The sequence below is a fragment of the Rhodococcus chondri genome, from assembly GCF_036327435.1.
GTDB classification, from domain to species: Bacteria; Actinomycetota; Actinomycetes; order Mycobacteriales; family Mycobacteriaceae; genus Rhodococcus; species Rhodococcus chondri.
In genome coordinates, this window is sequence record NZ_JAUZMZ010000030.1 from 23,986 (window position 1) to 37,475 (window position 13,490).

The following is a 13,490-nucleotide window of genomic DNA, read 5'->3' on the forward strand; positions in this document are numbered from 1 at the left end:
CTAGTTGAGGCCGTTGGCCTGCAACCATTCCTGGGCGACGACGTCGATGTCGCGTCCGTCGGTGACCACCTGGCCGACGAGGTCGATCAGCGTCTCGGTGGTCAGTTGAGCGGTCACCTCGTCGATGACCGCGACATTTTCGTCGGTGAGATCGTCGCGGTGGACCAGCGGGGTGACATTCTGGGCTCCGAACACCGATTCGGGGTCTTCGAGGGCCACAAACGGTTTCGTGTCCAACGACGGGTCGGTGGTGAAGATGTTGGCGACCCCGATGGTGCCGTCCTCGAGGGCGCGGACGGTGATCGGACCGCCGGCGTCGGTGGGGGTGAACGCGCGGAACTCGACTCCGTAAACCTCTTTCAGCCCGACGACGCCCTGCTGCCGGGTCGCGAACTCCGGAGGTCCGCCGAGGACGAGCTCGCCGGCGACGGGTGCCAGGTCGGTGATGCTCGACAGGTTGTATCGGTCGGCGGTTTCCTGGGTGACGACGAGTGCGTCCTTGTTCTCGCCGGGTGCAGACTCGAGGATTGCCAGACCGGCCGGAAGTGACTCGCGAAGAGCCGCATTCACATCCTCGGTGGTGGCGGCGGGGTTATCGGGATCGACACGTGCGAGCAACGCACCGTTGTATTCGGGCAGCACCGTGATTCCGCCGGAGGCCACCTGATCGAAGTAGATCTCGCGGCTGCCGATGTTGAACTGCCGCTTCACCTGCGCGTCGGTGGTTTCCAGTGCCTGCGCATAAATTTCGGCCAGTAGCACGTTCTCCGGGAAGTTCGCGGATCCGACGACGATCTCGCCGGACCCGCCGCCCTGATCCGCGAGTGGGTCTTCGGTCTCGCTTCCCGAACATCCGGCCACGGCAATGGCAGCGGTCGACAGGATCACAACGGCACGCGCGAATCGCTTCACGGATTTCTCCCTCGACGGGTGGTCGGCCAGACGACTCTATCCCGGTATCCGCCGACCACGCCGGATTTGCCGCCGATGCGCCCGGCCGCTCCGGGACCGCCCCCGCCGATCCGAGTATCAGTCGTGGTCGCGCAGCCGCCAGCGATCCTGTGTGTGGCCACGCCGGATTCCCGGACTGGTGCTCGGCCCCGATCCCACCGGCTGCGGCGGTCGGGCCGTGCGTTCCCATCCCCCCGTGCTGGGTTCGGGCGTATGCGCACCGCCGTGCTCATGCGCATACGCCGGAGCCGGGTAGGACTCGGTGCGATACGGATCCGCCTCGTAGGGCTCGGCCTGGTACGGCTCCTCCGCATAACGCGCGTCCTGGTACGGCTCCGTCGCGTAGGACTCTGCGTCGGACCACGCGGCCACCGGCGGCTCGGAGTTGTACGGCTCACCGGCAAACTGATCGTCGGCGTATTCGTTCGTCGATTCGGCCGGAGGATTCGGGAGTCGGCGGGGCCGGTCGATCTGGAACTGATCCACCGCATGACCGGTGCCCTCGAGCAGTTTGGTCGGCAGGTAGATGCTGGCCGTGATGCCCGCATTGGTCGCGGAGTCGAACGTCGGCCGCAGGCGCACCGTGATGCCGTGCCGAGATGCCAAGCGCGCCACCACGAACAGGCCCATTCGTCGTGCTGCGCCCGTTCCGGCCTCGCTGTCGGTGCCGAGTCGTGCGTTGATCTCGGTCAGTTCGTCGGCGGGGATACCGATTCCGCGATCGGCGATTTCGAGCAGCAGTCCACCGTCGACAGCGCGGGAGAACGCGAACGCCACCGTGCTGTCGGGTGGGGAGGCGCGCAGGGCGTTGTCGAGCAGCTCGGCCACGAGATGAACGACGTCGCTGACGGCGCTGCCGACCAGATTGCCTTCCGGCGCATTGCCGAAGTTCACCCGCTGATAGTTCTCGACCTGGGAGACCGATGCGCGGAGCACGTCGCCGAGCGGTGTGTCCGGGATCCGGCCCAGGCGCTGACGGGTGCCGGCGAGGACGAGCAGCGAATCGCCGGTGCGCCGCATGCGTGCTGCGAGGTGGTCGAGGGCGAACAGGTTCTGGAGCCGGGTGGGGTCTCGTTCTTCGTGCTCGAGCGAATCGATCAGCGCGAGCTGCTGCTCGACGAGGGTTTTGTTACGCCGAGCGAGGGTTTCGAGCATCTCGTTGACCTGGCGGCGCAGTTGCGCCTGCTCGCCGGCGAGCCGCAGGGCGCCCTCGTTCATGTTGTCGATGGCCCGGGCGACCTCACCGATCTCTTCCGTCGTGTGGACGCGTACCGGCTCGAGGGCCACGCTCTCGATGTCGGCGCCGTCCTTGATCGCGGTGATCGCCTGGGGAAGTCCCTGTTCGGCCGCGCGCAGGGTGTCGTTGCGGAGCCGGCGCATCGGGCGGACCAGCGACATTGCGACCAGCACGGCCAGGGCGAGCGCGAGGGTGAGCACCACGGCAACACCGATGGCGTTCTTGAGCGCCTCGTTGCGGGCGTCGGAGGCGAGGCCGTCGAGGATGCCGACGACGCGCGTGGCAGCGTTGCCGACACCCTCGTTGTAGATCATGAGGCTGGCGAACAAGGAGTTGCGCAGTGCGCCGAGGTCACCCGTGGTCTGGAGGTTCGCGGTCAGGGCTCGCCGGTTCTCGACCTCGGCGGTGAGGGCTTGCTGTTCTTCGCGAGTCGAGAACGAGTCGCCGAGGACGGAGAGTTTCGCGGATTCGGACGCCAGGGCGTGGTTCCACATGAGCTCGGCGCCGTCGATGCCCTGCTGCAGCGCAGAGTATGCAATGACCTGGTTGAGGATCGTCCACTGTGTGGTCCACGTATCGAGGAGGGTGGTGCCCTGCTCGAGTACTTCGATGTTCCCGGTGAGATTGAGGATGGTGCGGAACGCCTTCGACAGCAGAGTGACGAACGCATCCGCGCGCTCACCTGCGACGAGAGGGGTCATCGTCCCGGCCGACGCGCTGTCCAGCAGGCTACGGCCTTCGCTGAGAATCTGGGTCAGGAGCCGCTTCGTGTCCGGGTCCAGGTCGCCGGAGTCGACGTGACGCGCGAGCGTGCTCTCGGTTTCCGCCACGATGGCCTCACCGTTGTCCGTGGGGAGCCCGATGATGGTGGCTGCCGCCGCGCCGGCGACACCGGTGCTGAAGTTGGCGAGCGTCGGCAGGATCGAGACCTGTTCGGCCTGAGATTGGTAATGCTGGGATTCGTCGAAAAGGTCCTCGACTCGCAGCGCACCGAATAGAGTTGCGGCGATCAAGGGCACAGCCACGACCGCGGTGACCTTGCGCCACAGACGCCAGTTGTCCGGCGACTGCAGGCGAAGTTGTCGCTTGAGGTTCATTGGATTCGGCCTGGTCCTTCCATCTCTGCGCTCACCGGACCGGCCGAAGCGTGATGGGTCCATGAAAATTAGGTCGGTAAAACATCTTTCACCGGTAAGACGTGGTCAGAGTAGGTGGAGACCGTCTGCGGTACAAGATCGAGTCCGAATTCGGATACCAACTATACGATTCTGGATATATCGGACATCCTGGGTTACGATCCGCCCGATTCCGATGTACCGGTTGCGCTGTCAGTGGTTGCGCTGTGTTGGTGTGCTGTGTTGGTGTTCAGGGGGAAATACGTGGTCGAGCTGCGACGGGTCGATTTGAACCTGCTCGTGGTTCTCGACGTCCTGCTCGCCGAATGCAACGTCACCAACGCCGCGCGCCGGCTGAACATGTCGCAACCGGCCACCAGCACCGCGCTGGCCCGGCTGCGCAAGCAACTCGACGATCCGCTGCTCGTCAAGAGCGGCCGTGGCCTACGGCCGACGCCGCGCGCGCAAGCTCTCGTCGAACCCCTGCGCAGCGTGCTCACCACGGTCGAACGGTCGATTCTCACCGCGCCGGACTTCGACCCCGCATCCGATACTCGCGCGTTCACGCTGCTGGCCGGCGACTATGCCGAAATTGCGATGCTGCGCGCGCTGATGAAGCGGAGCTGGTTCAACTCGGCCCACGTGCGTTTCGACATGGTCCCGAGATCCGTCCACGGCCTACAGGCATTCCACCGCCACGAGATCGATCTCGCCGTGCTTCCGGAACAGCTGCTCGGGGCGTCCGGATTCGAACAGTGCCGGCGGCGCCTCGTCCTCGCCGACCGTTTCGTCGGCGCCGTCTGGTCCGGCCATCCCTACGCCGGGAGCGCGCTGACTCCCGAGGTGCTCGCGCGCTACCCGATGCTGTCGTACGTGCCGTTCGACGAGGACACGGGTCTCGGCCGGGTCCTCGCCCGGGCCGGCATCGTCACCCGGGTGCGGGCGACAAGCAGCAATGTGGCGCTGATGCCGTATGCGCTGGAAAAGACACACATGGTGGCGCTGATCCCGAAACGTATGGCCGAACGACTCACCGACTCGGCCTGCCTGCGCGTCCTCGAGCCCACCTTCGAACTGCCTCCCGTGCGCGAGTACGCGGTATGGCACGAGGACAAGGAGGCCGACCCGGCACACGCCTGGTTGCGGGGTCAACTCGCGACAGGTGTCACCGGCCCGGTCGACGAGACACCGGACGCCCGGCCGGAACGGGATGGGTCCGAGAGTGTGTCCGAGCAGCCGACGGCGCCGGTGCCGCTGATACGCACCTCCTGACGTCCTCCCGGATCGGAAGTCGAGGTTCGTATCAGCGTCGCGCCGGACGCCGCCGGGCACTGGGTCGACGTGCTCGGTCCGGCCCTCAGTGCTTCCGTCGACGCAGGAAGAACCCCACCGCCACGGCGATGACCACTGCGAGCGCGACCACCGGCACAATGCGTTGGATCGCCGACCCGCGCGCGTACTGCATGAGGTCGAGCGGCTCGACCTCGGGCGCGGGTGCCGCCGCCCCGGGAGTACTCGCGGGCGCGGGTGCGGCGGCATCGGCGGTGGCTCCGGCCGTGGGCGCGACGAAGGGCGCCCCCGACGGGATTTCGCCCTCTGCCACGGACGCCGGCGCCCCCGCCTCGGACAGCGCAGGCTCGGCTGCGGGCCCGAGCTTCTTCGACAGGCAATCGGCGAACTGCTCGAGGATCTTTCCGCCCACGTCCGAGATCATCCCGCGACCGAACTGGGCCGGCTTGCCGGTGATCGTCATGTCCGTCACGACGGTGCCGTCCGTGCGGTCTCCGTTGCCGGTCAGCGTGACGGTGATGGTGGCGCTGACGGTGCCGTTACCCCGCGTATCCTTCGCGTTGGCCTCGATAACCGCGCGGTGAGCCGGCTCGTCGGTTTCGGCGTAGCGTCCGGTGCCCTTGTAGGTCAGGGCCACGGGGCCGAGCTTGACCTTCACCGTGCCTGTGAAGGTGTCGCCGTCGACACCGGTGAGGCTGGCCCCCGGCATGCACGGCGCCACCTTTTCAGGGTTGAGCAGCGCCGCCCACACCTCGTCGACGGGTGCGGGGACAGACAGGGTGTGTTCGAGCTGCATGGTGTCCTTTCGGTGGATCTCAGATGCCCGTTGCGGTCGTCACGGCCCGGCGGGTGAGGACCTGCGCCAGGTGACTGCGGTATTCGGCGTCGGCGTTCCCGTCCGTCATCGGGTCGGTGCCGTCGGTGGCGTGCTCGGCGGCCGCTCTGATGGTGTCTGCGGTCGCGGATTGTCCGACGAGCGCGTCCTCGACACCGCGCGCACGTATCGGCACAGATGCCATATTCGTCAACGCCACCTTCGCCTGCCGGATCGTCCCGCCGTCGACGTCGACAGTAGCGGCGACCCCCACGATCGACCACTGCTGTGCTGCGCGATGGAACTTCTCGTACCGCGCTGCCCAGCCGGTGTGTTTGGGAATGCGTATCTCGGCGAGTATTTCCCCCGGCTGCACGGCGGTGGTGAAGTAGTCCTCGAAGAAATCCGCGGCTGCGATGGAGCGTCGCCCGGACGGACCGACCACGACGAGCTCGGCGTCCAGCGCGAGCGCCGGCGCCGCCAGATCTCCCGCCGGATCGGCATGGACCAGGGCGCCACCCAACGTGCCCCGGTGCCGGATCTGCGGATCGGCGACCGTGGCGGTGGCCTCGGCGAGCAACCGCGCGTGCTGCGCGACCAGCGGGTCGTGCAGCAGCTCGTGGTGCGTGGTGGTCGCGCCGATCACCAGCGTGTCGCCGTCCTCGCGCACTCCACGCAGGTCGGGAACCCGCCCGAGATCGATCAGGGTCGTCGGCGCAGCCAGCCGCAGTCGTAGGACGGGCATCAGACTCTGCCCTCCCGCAATCACTTTGGCCTCTTCCCCGGCGCGGCTCAACGCGGAGACGGCTTCGTCGAGGCTCGTCGGCGCGACGTACTCGAACTCAGCGGGGATCATCGGGTACCTCCTCGAGTCGCATTCCCGTCGTTCCGCTCACCCTGAGCAGACCGGATGGCATGCCACACCCGCATGGGCGTGCACGGCATTTCGACCTCGCGTACCCCGAGGTGACGCAGCGCGTCGAGCACCGAATTGACGACGGCGGGGGTAGACGCGATAGTGCCGGATTCACCGACTCCCTTGACGCCGAGCGGGTTTCCGGGGGCGGGTGTCTCGGTGCGGTCGGTGGTGAACGACGGTAGGTCGACTGCCGTGGGCAGCAGGTATTCGGCGAACGAGCCGCTCAGCAGTGTCCCGGATTCGTCGTGCACGGCTTCCTCGTACAGGGCCTGCGCGATGCCCTGCGCCAGCCCGCCGTGCACCTGGCCCTCCACGATGAGGGGATTCACGACGTGCCCGACATCGTCGACACACACGTACTTGCGGATTCGTGCGTGCCCGGTCTCGGTATCGACCTCGATCGCGCACAGGTGGGTGCCGTGGGGGAACGAGAAATTGTCCGGGTCGTACGTCGCTTCGGAATCCAGATTCGGTTCGACGCCGTCGGGCAGGTTGTGCGCCGCGAACACCGCGAGCGCGACATCGGTCAGGGCAACCGCGCGCTCGGTTCCCTTCACCCGGAACTGTCCGCCGGTGAATTCGAGGTCGTCCTCCGAGCACTCCATCAGGTGCGCGGCGATCGGGCGGGCCTTCGCGACCACCTTCTCCGCGGCCTTGACGACGGCGATGCCACCGACCGCGAGGGACCGCGACCCGTACGTGTCGAGTCCACGTGTCGATGTCTGCGTGTCGCCGTGCAGGATCTCGATGTCCTCGAAGGGAATCCCGAGCCGGTCGGCGACGATCTGGCTCCACGCCGTTTCGTGGCCCTGCCCGTGCGCCGAAGAACCGGTGACCACTTCGACCTTGCCGGTGGGCAGCATCCGCACGGCCGCGTGTTCCCAGCCGCCGGCACCGTACGACAGGGAACCGAGCACCCGGGAGGGGGCGAGACCACACATTTCCGTGAATGTCGACACCCCGAGGCCCAACTGCACCGGATCGTTTCGTTCGCGGCGCTCGGCCTGCTCCCGGCGCAGTTCGTCGTAGCCGAACAGCTCCCGCGCTTTCGCGGTGGCCGCCTCGTAGTTACCGGAGTCGTAGGTCAGGCCCGCGACGGTGTCGAACGGGAACTCCTCGTGCTTGATCCAGTTCTTCTCCCGCAACTCGAGCGGATCCATCGACAGCTCGACGGCCAGCTCGTCCATGATGCGTTCGATCGCGAACGTCGCCTCCGGTCGCCCCGCCCCGCGATACGCGTCGGTGGGCACCTTGCTGGTGAACACGTTGGTGCACTGGAAACGGTACGAGCCGAATTTGTAGATGCCGTTGAACATGAACGCCCCGAGGATCGGCACACCCGGCGTGACGAGGCGCAGGTAGGCACCCATGTCGGCGAGCAGTTCGACCTTCAGGCCGGTGACCGTGCCGTCGCGGCGCGCGGCGAGGGTCAGCTTCTGGATCTGGTCGCGGCCGTGGTGCGCGGCAACCATCGATTCGCTGCGGGTCTCGGTGTACTTGACCGGTTTGTTCAGGCGCCGCGCAAGTAGGAGGGTGAGCACCTCTTCCGGCGTCACCTGCAGCTTCCCGCCGAATCCGCCGCCCACGTCGGGCGCGATCACGCGAAGTTTGTGCTCGGGAATCCCGAGGGTCATCGCGAGCATCAGCCGCAGGATATGCGGCACCTGGGTGGCCGACCACATGGTGATCTGCGAGGCGGTGGGGTCGACCACCACCGAGCGCGGCTCCATGAACGCCGGGATGAGGCGTTGCTGCCGGAAAGTGCGTTCCACCAACACTTCCGCATCGCGGATGGCGTCGTCGACATTGCCACCGCTCCCCGCTTCCGCGGAGTCGAAAATCCACGTGGCGCTCACGTTCGTCCTGAGGTCCGGGTGCACGAGCTCGGCACCGTCGGCCGCGGCGGCCGCGAGATCGAGCACGACGGGCAGATCCTCGTAGTCGACATCGATGGCGTCGAGGGCGTCGTGCGCCTCGTACGGGGTACGCGCAACCACGACGGCCACGGCTTCGCCGGCGAAGTTGACGGTGTTCACGGCGAGCGACGGCGCGGGCGGCGCCTTCTGGTCCTCGGTGATCGGCCACGCGCACGGCAGGCTGCCCTGCTCGTCCGCGAGGTCGGCGCCGGTGTACACACCGATGACGCCGGGACGTGATCGAGCCTCGTCGACGTCGATGTTCGTGATGCGTGCGTGCGCGAACGGGCTGCGCAGGATCGCCGCGTGCAGCATGCCGGGCAGAACGATGTTGTCGGTCCATCGGGTGCGGCCGGTGAGAAGGTGCTCGTCCTCCTTGCGGCGACGCGACCGGCCTACCTCGGTTTCGGTGCGGGTCTCGGCCGTGCTGGTCATCGTGCGCCTCCCATCGTGCCGGTCGGTGCTTCCCGCAATCGCTGCGCGGCATCCTGCGCGGCGCTGACGATGTTCTGATACCCCGTGCAGCGGCAGAGGTTTCCTTCCAGACCGTGCCGGACCTCCTGCTCGTCGGGGTCGGGGTTCTCGGACAGCAGGTCGATCGTGGCCATGATCATGCCGGGGGTGCAGAAGCCGCACTGCAGCGCGTGCTTCTCGCGGAACGCCTCCTGGACCGGGTGGAGGGTGCCGTCGACCGCGAGACCTTCGACGGTCGTGACCTCGCTGCCGTCGGCCTGCACCGCGAGTACGGAGCAGGACTTGACGCTGCGCCCGTCGAGCAGAACGGTGCAGGCGCCGCAGTTGCTGGTGTCGCAGCCGACGACGGTCCCGACCTTGCCGAGCCTCTCGCGCAGGTAATGCACAAGAAGCAGGCGTGCTTCCACCTCGTCCGTGTAGTTCGTCCCGTCGACGGTGACAGTGATGCGCATCGAACCTCCAGTGCAGGGCACAACGAGTCTGGTGATACAGATCACTGACACTGTGCGTCATGCAGGACGTGTCGAGGGTCCGATTCGGTGAAATCGGCTGCCGTCGTGCCGTCGTGCCGTCGTGCCGTCGTGCCGCGTGCGGCGTGGCCCGAACCGTGGGGGTGTCCGTACGGTGGGCCGAAGCAGCCCACTGTCACACCGTCGAAAGGCCCGCCCATGGCAGTCGCAGCGGTGATCGTCCCCGAACGAGCACTGGCAGTCACCGAACTCGACCGTCCGGCGTGCGGTCCGGGTGAAGTTCGGATCGACGTGGCGTACTGCGGAGTGTGCGGATCGGATCTGCACCTGTTCTTCGACTCTCCGGAGCCTCTCGCCGGGCACGTGCTCGGCCACGAATTCTCCGGGGTGGTGAGCGAGGTGTCCCCCGATGTCCGCAGCTGGACACCGGGCGATCGGGTGGTCGTCCGCCCGATCGACGAATGCGGCGACTGCACGGCGTGCCGCACCGAGGACGCGGTGTGCCTGACCGGCGTGGTCCGAGGGCCCGGTCTGGGCCGTCAGGGTGGCCTTGCGGAATCGGTGACGGTGCCGGCGCGGATGCTGCACCGCATCCCCGACGGTTCGAGTCTGCGCGATGCGGCGCTCACCGAGCCGCTCGCGGTGGCGGTGCGCGGTGTCGTGCGGGCCCAGGTCGTGCCGGGCGACGGTGTCGTCGTCATGGGTGCCGGACCCATCGGTCTGCTCACCGTCGAGGTCCTGCGTGCCCGCGACATCACCGACGTCCTCGTGGTCGAACCGAACGATGCGCGCCGCGCACTCGCGGCCGAGATGGGGGTGCGCGTCGCCGCGCCCGCCGCGGCGCGTGCGGAGGTGGCCGCGTTGTTTGCGGACGGGCCGCGGGCGGTGGTGGACTGCAGCGGCAACCCGGGGTGCGCGCAGGACGCCGTCGACATGCTCGGATACGGCGGCCGGCTCGTGATCGTCGGGATGGCCGGTGCTCCGTCCGAACTCCGGTTGATGTCGGTGGCGGTGTTCGAGCTGACGATCATCGGCTCGACCGCCTACAGCGAGCGAGACTTCGCCGAGGCGCTGACCCATATCGCCGAGGGCCGGGTCCGGACGGACCTGCTGATCACCTCGGTCGTCGGTCTGGATCAGGCCGATGCGAAACTGCGTGAACTGGTCGCCGGCACCGGCCGGGACATCAAAGTACTCGTCCGACCCGATCATCCACGAAGGGAAAATCCTTGAACCGACTCGACGGCAAGATCGCTTTCATCACCGGTGTCGCGCGTGGCCAGGGCCGCGCGCACGCGGTCCGTCTCGCCCGCGAGGGAGCGCAGATCGTGGGCGTGGACCTGGCCGGTCCGCTGCCGGGTGTGCCCTACGATTCCGCAACCCTCGACGATCTCGACGAAACCTGCAGCCTCGTCGAGGCGGAAGGCGCGAAAGCGTATCTCGCGCAGTGTGATACCCGCGACCTCGATGCGCTGAAGGAAATTGCGCGAGAAGGGGTGTCGCGGTTCGGTGGCCTCGACGTCGTCGTCGCCAACGCCGGCATCTGCATCCCGGAGACGTGGGACGAGATCACCCCCGCCAGTTTCCGCGACACGCTCGACATCAACGTCACCGGCACGTGGAACACCGTCACGGCCACGGCGCCGCACGTCGTCGAACGCGGCGGTGGCTCGATCATCCTCACCAGTTCGCTTGCCGGAGTGAAGATGCAGCCGTTCATGGTGCACTACACGACGAGCAAGCACGCCGTCACCGGCATGGCGCGCGCCTTCGCCGCAGAACTCGGCCGGCACAACATCCGCGTCAACAGCATTCATCCGGGTGCGGTGAATACGCCGATGGGGTCGGGCAGCATGCGCGAACGTATCGCCGAAACCGCGGCTTCGCACCCGAAGCTGGCGCCCATGACCACGCCCTTCCTCGAGCAGTACATGGCCGAAGCGGATCAGATCGCCGACACGGTCGCGTTCCTCGCATCGGACGACTCGGCGTTCATCACCGGCCAGCACCTCGCCATCGACGGTGGCGCCCAGTTCTTCTAGGAGATCCGGTGCCTCTCACGACCGGGTGTGCGGGGCGTGTTCCTCGTGGCCATGGATCGGCCCCGACTTGTCGGCCAGCCGTTCCCCGCCGCCGCCCCACCGCAGCGCGATGATCTCCGCGGCGATCGACACCGCGGTCTCCTCCGGGGTGCGTGCCCCCAGGTCCAGGCCGATCGGCGAACTCAGCTTCGCGAGTTCGCCGTCGGTCATGCCGACCTCCCGTAGCCGCGCCATGCGGTCGTCGTGGGTGCGGCGCGACCCCATGGCGCCCACATAGGCGACCTCGAGGCGCAGCGCGACCTCGAGCAGCGGCACGTCGAACTTCGGGTCGTGGGTGAGGACGGCGATCACTGTGCGTTTGTCCACGCGGCCGGCGTCGACTTCGGCGGCGAGGTAGCGGTGCGGCCAGTCGACGATCACCTCGTCCGCGCCGGGGAACCGGGCTTCGGTCGCGAAGACGCCGCGGGCGTCGCACACCGTCACCTTGTATCCGAGGAATGCGCCGAGGCTTGCCATGGCGGCGGCGAAATCGATTGCGCCGAACACGATCAGTCGCGGTGGGGGCTGGAAGACGTTGACGAACACGGACATTCCTTCGCCGCGTCGTTCGCCGTCGGTGCCGTAGTGCAGGGTGCCGGAGCGGCCGACGTCGAGGAGGCCGCGGGTATCGTCGGCGACTGCGTCGTGCATGCGTGACGATGCGAGTCGTCCGTCGTCGCGGTCCGGCCACACGACGAGGCGTCGTCCCAGGACGGATGGATCGGGGTGTTCGGTGACGGTGGCGACTGCCACCGGCTCCCCCGCGTGGACCGAGTCGATCACCGCGCCGAGCGCCGGAAAATCGGCGGGGTCTATGCGTTCGACGAAGACGTCGATGATTCCGCCGCACGTCAGGCCTACCGAGAATGCATCGTCGTCGGACACGCCGTACCGCTGTAGTACGGGTGTGCCGTCGCCGATCACTTCTTGTGCGAGCTCGTATACGGCGCCTTCGACGCAGCCTCCCGACACGCTGCCGGTGACCGTGCCGTCCGCGGCCACGAGCATCGACGCGCCCGGGCCGCGCGGCGCGGATCGGAACGTCGAGACGACCGTGCCCAGGGCGACGGTGTCGCCGGCGCGGTAGCGGCGTTCGAGTTCGTCGAGAACATCACGCATTGAAGACCTCTTCCAGCAGTTCCTCGAGTGTCGCGAGGCTGTGCCCGGCGAGTAGACGGTTCAGATGAGGCAGGGCGGCCGAGATACCGGATTGGATGGGCTGGTACCCGTCGACCCCGGCGTGCGGGTTGACCCACAGCACCGCGTGGGCGAGCCGCTGCAGCTGGGCCATCTGCTCGGCGAGCAGCGCCGCGTCGCCGCGTTCCCACCCGTCCGAGAAGATCACGACGACGGCGCCGCGCGCCATGCCGCGGCGACCCCACCGATCCAGGAATGCGCGCAGGGTGTCGCCGAGGCGGGTGCCGCCCGCCCAGTCGGGCACGGTGTGCGACGCCGCCGCGAGCGCATGTTCGGGGTCGCGGGCCCGCAACGCCCGCGACAGCCGGGTCAGGCGGGTGCCGAGGGAGAACACCTCGGTGCCCGACGGGTTCGCGCGGGTGACGACGTGCGCGAAGCGCAGCAGCGCATCGGCATACGGGCTCATCGAACCGGACACGTCGATCAGCAGCACGACGCGACGTGGCCGGGTCGCGCGGCGGTGCCGGCTCGGCCGGACGGGTTCGCCGCCGGCGGCGAGCATCGCGCGCAGGGTGCGCCGCGGGTCGACAGGGCCGCGGCGGGACGGCTGCATCCGCACCGCGCGCCGTCGCGGGGGCCGGGGTCGCAGCGTGGTGAGCAGTTCGGTGAGGTGCGCGCGTTCGGCGGGAGTGAGCGCGGCGATGTCACGGTGCCGGAGGACTTCGGTGTCGTCGGCCGCGACCTGCAGTCTCGGTGCGCCCTCGTCGCTGCCGCCCGCGCTGTCGTCGGGTGGGGTGAGGGCCGCGACACGCGCGGTTCGCTGTTGTTGTCCCTGCGTGCGGGACGCGGTGGGAAGATCGCCGCCGAACCAGCTTCGGAAGGCGAGGTCGTAGCGGGGCAGGTCGTCGGGCCCGCGGCACAGTGTCGCGCGACCGGCCCAGTACACCTGGCCGGGGTCGCTCGCATCGATTTCACGCAGCGCGCGGACGTAGGTGCCGGTGGAGTCCAGCGCGACGGGCAGGCCTGCCTCGGCGAGGGCCCGCGCGAACCCTGCTACACCGACGAGCGTCCCGGCTGTCCTCTGCC

General features: G+C 68.0%; 11 protein-coding genes. 3 read left to right on the plus strand and 8 right to left on the minus strand.

The annotated features are described in order from the left end of the window. Both Q8814_RS07810 and Q8814_RS07815 read right to left on the minus strand, forming a co-directional pair. Positions 1-912, minus strand: a complete 912-nt coding sequence (locus Q8814_RS07810; RefSeq protein WP_330151448.1) for an ABC transporter substrate-binding protein — start codon at positions 910-912, stop codon at positions 1-3. Positions 913-1,029: 117 nt separating this feature from the next. Beyond that, positions 1,030-3,285: a sensor histidine kinase gene (locus Q8814_RS07815; protein ID WP_330151449.1), complete on the minus strand. Its 2,256-nt coding sequence runs from the start codon at positions 3,283-3,285 to the stop codon at positions 1,030-1,032. 282 nt (positions 3,286-3,567) lie between these two features. Here Q8814_RS07815 and Q8814_RS07820 point away from each other — a divergent pair, with 282 nt between their 5' ends. Continuing rightward, positions 3,568-4,575 carry a LysR family transcriptional regulator gene (locus Q8814_RS07820; protein ID WP_330151450.1) on the plus strand — a complete coding sequence of 336 codons (1,008 nt, stop codon included), beginning with the start codon at positions 3,568-3,570 and terminating at the stop codon, positions 4,573-4,575. A gap of 85 nt (positions 4,576-4,660) precedes the next feature. Here the strand turns inward: Q8814_RS07820 and Q8814_RS07825 are convergent, their stop codons facing one another. From Q8814_RS07825 to Q8814_RS07840, 4 genes are read right to left on the minus strand one after another with little or no spacing between them, the layout of a single operon-like run. Further along, positions 4,661-5,389 carry an SRPBCC family protein gene (locus tag Q8814_RS07825; protein ID WP_330151451.1) on the minus strand — a complete coding sequence of 243 codons (729 nt, stop codon included), beginning with the start codon at positions 5,387-5,389 and terminating at the stop codon, positions 4,661-4,663. A 19-nt stretch (positions 5,390-5,408) separates the two neighbouring features. Then, positions 5,409-6,263, minus strand: coding sequence for an FAD binding domain-containing protein (locus Q8814_RS07830; RefSeq protein WP_330151452.1), 855 nt, complete (start codon positions 6,261-6,263; stop codon positions 5,409-5,411). Then, positions 6,260-8,677 carry a xanthine dehydrogenase family protein molybdopterin-binding subunit gene (locus tag Q8814_RS07835; protein WP_330151453.1) on the minus strand — a complete coding sequence of 806 codons (2,418 nt, stop codon included), beginning with the start codon at positions 8,675-8,677 and terminating at the stop codon, positions 6,260-6,262. The genes Q8814_RS07830 and Q8814_RS07835 overlap by 4 nt, the downstream gene beginning before the upstream one ends. Then, positions 8,674-9,168 (minus strand): (2Fe-2S)-binding protein, encoded by a 495-nt coding sequence (locus Q8814_RS07840; protein ID WP_330151454.1) that lies wholly within the window; start codon positions 9,166-9,168, stop codon positions 8,674-8,676. Before Q8814_RS07840 ends, Q8814_RS07835 begins: the two co-directional genes overlap by 4 nt. A gap of 216 nt (positions 9,169-9,384) precedes the next feature. Between Q8814_RS07840 and Q8814_RS07845 the strand changes: the two genes are divergently transcribed. Together Q8814_RS07845 and Q8814_RS07850 are read left to right on the plus strand one after the other, a co-directional pair. Beyond that, the gene (locus tag Q8814_RS07845; RefSeq protein ID WP_330151455.1) at positions 9,385-10,419 is read left to right on the plus strand and encodes a zinc-dependent alcohol dehydrogenase; all 1,035 of its coding nucleotides are present in this window, start codon (positions 9,385-9,387) and stop codon (positions 10,417-10,419) included. Beyond that, positions 10,416-11,228, plus strand: coding sequence for a mycofactocin-coupled SDR family oxidoreductase (locus Q8814_RS07850; RefSeq protein WP_330151456.1), 813 nt, complete (start codon positions 10,416-10,418; stop codon positions 11,226-11,228). The genes Q8814_RS07845 and Q8814_RS07850 overlap by 4 nt, the downstream gene beginning before the upstream one ends. A 15-nt stretch (positions 11,229-11,243) precedes the next feature. Here the strand turns inward: Q8814_RS07850 and Q8814_RS07855 are convergent, their stop codons facing one another. Together Q8814_RS07855 and Q8814_RS07860 are read right to left on the minus strand one after the other, a co-directional pair. Continuing rightward, complete coding sequence (locus Q8814_RS07855) at positions 11,244-12,386, minus strand: XdhC family protein (protein ID WP_330151457.1); 1,143 nt, start codon at positions 12,384-12,386, stop codon at positions 11,244-11,246. After that, on the minus strand, positions 12,379-13,490 hold a 1,112-nt coding region (locus Q8814_RS07860), incomplete at its 5' end, for a vWA domain-containing protein (RefSeq protein ID WP_330151458.1). The genes Q8814_RS07855 and Q8814_RS07860, both read right to left, overlap by 8 nt.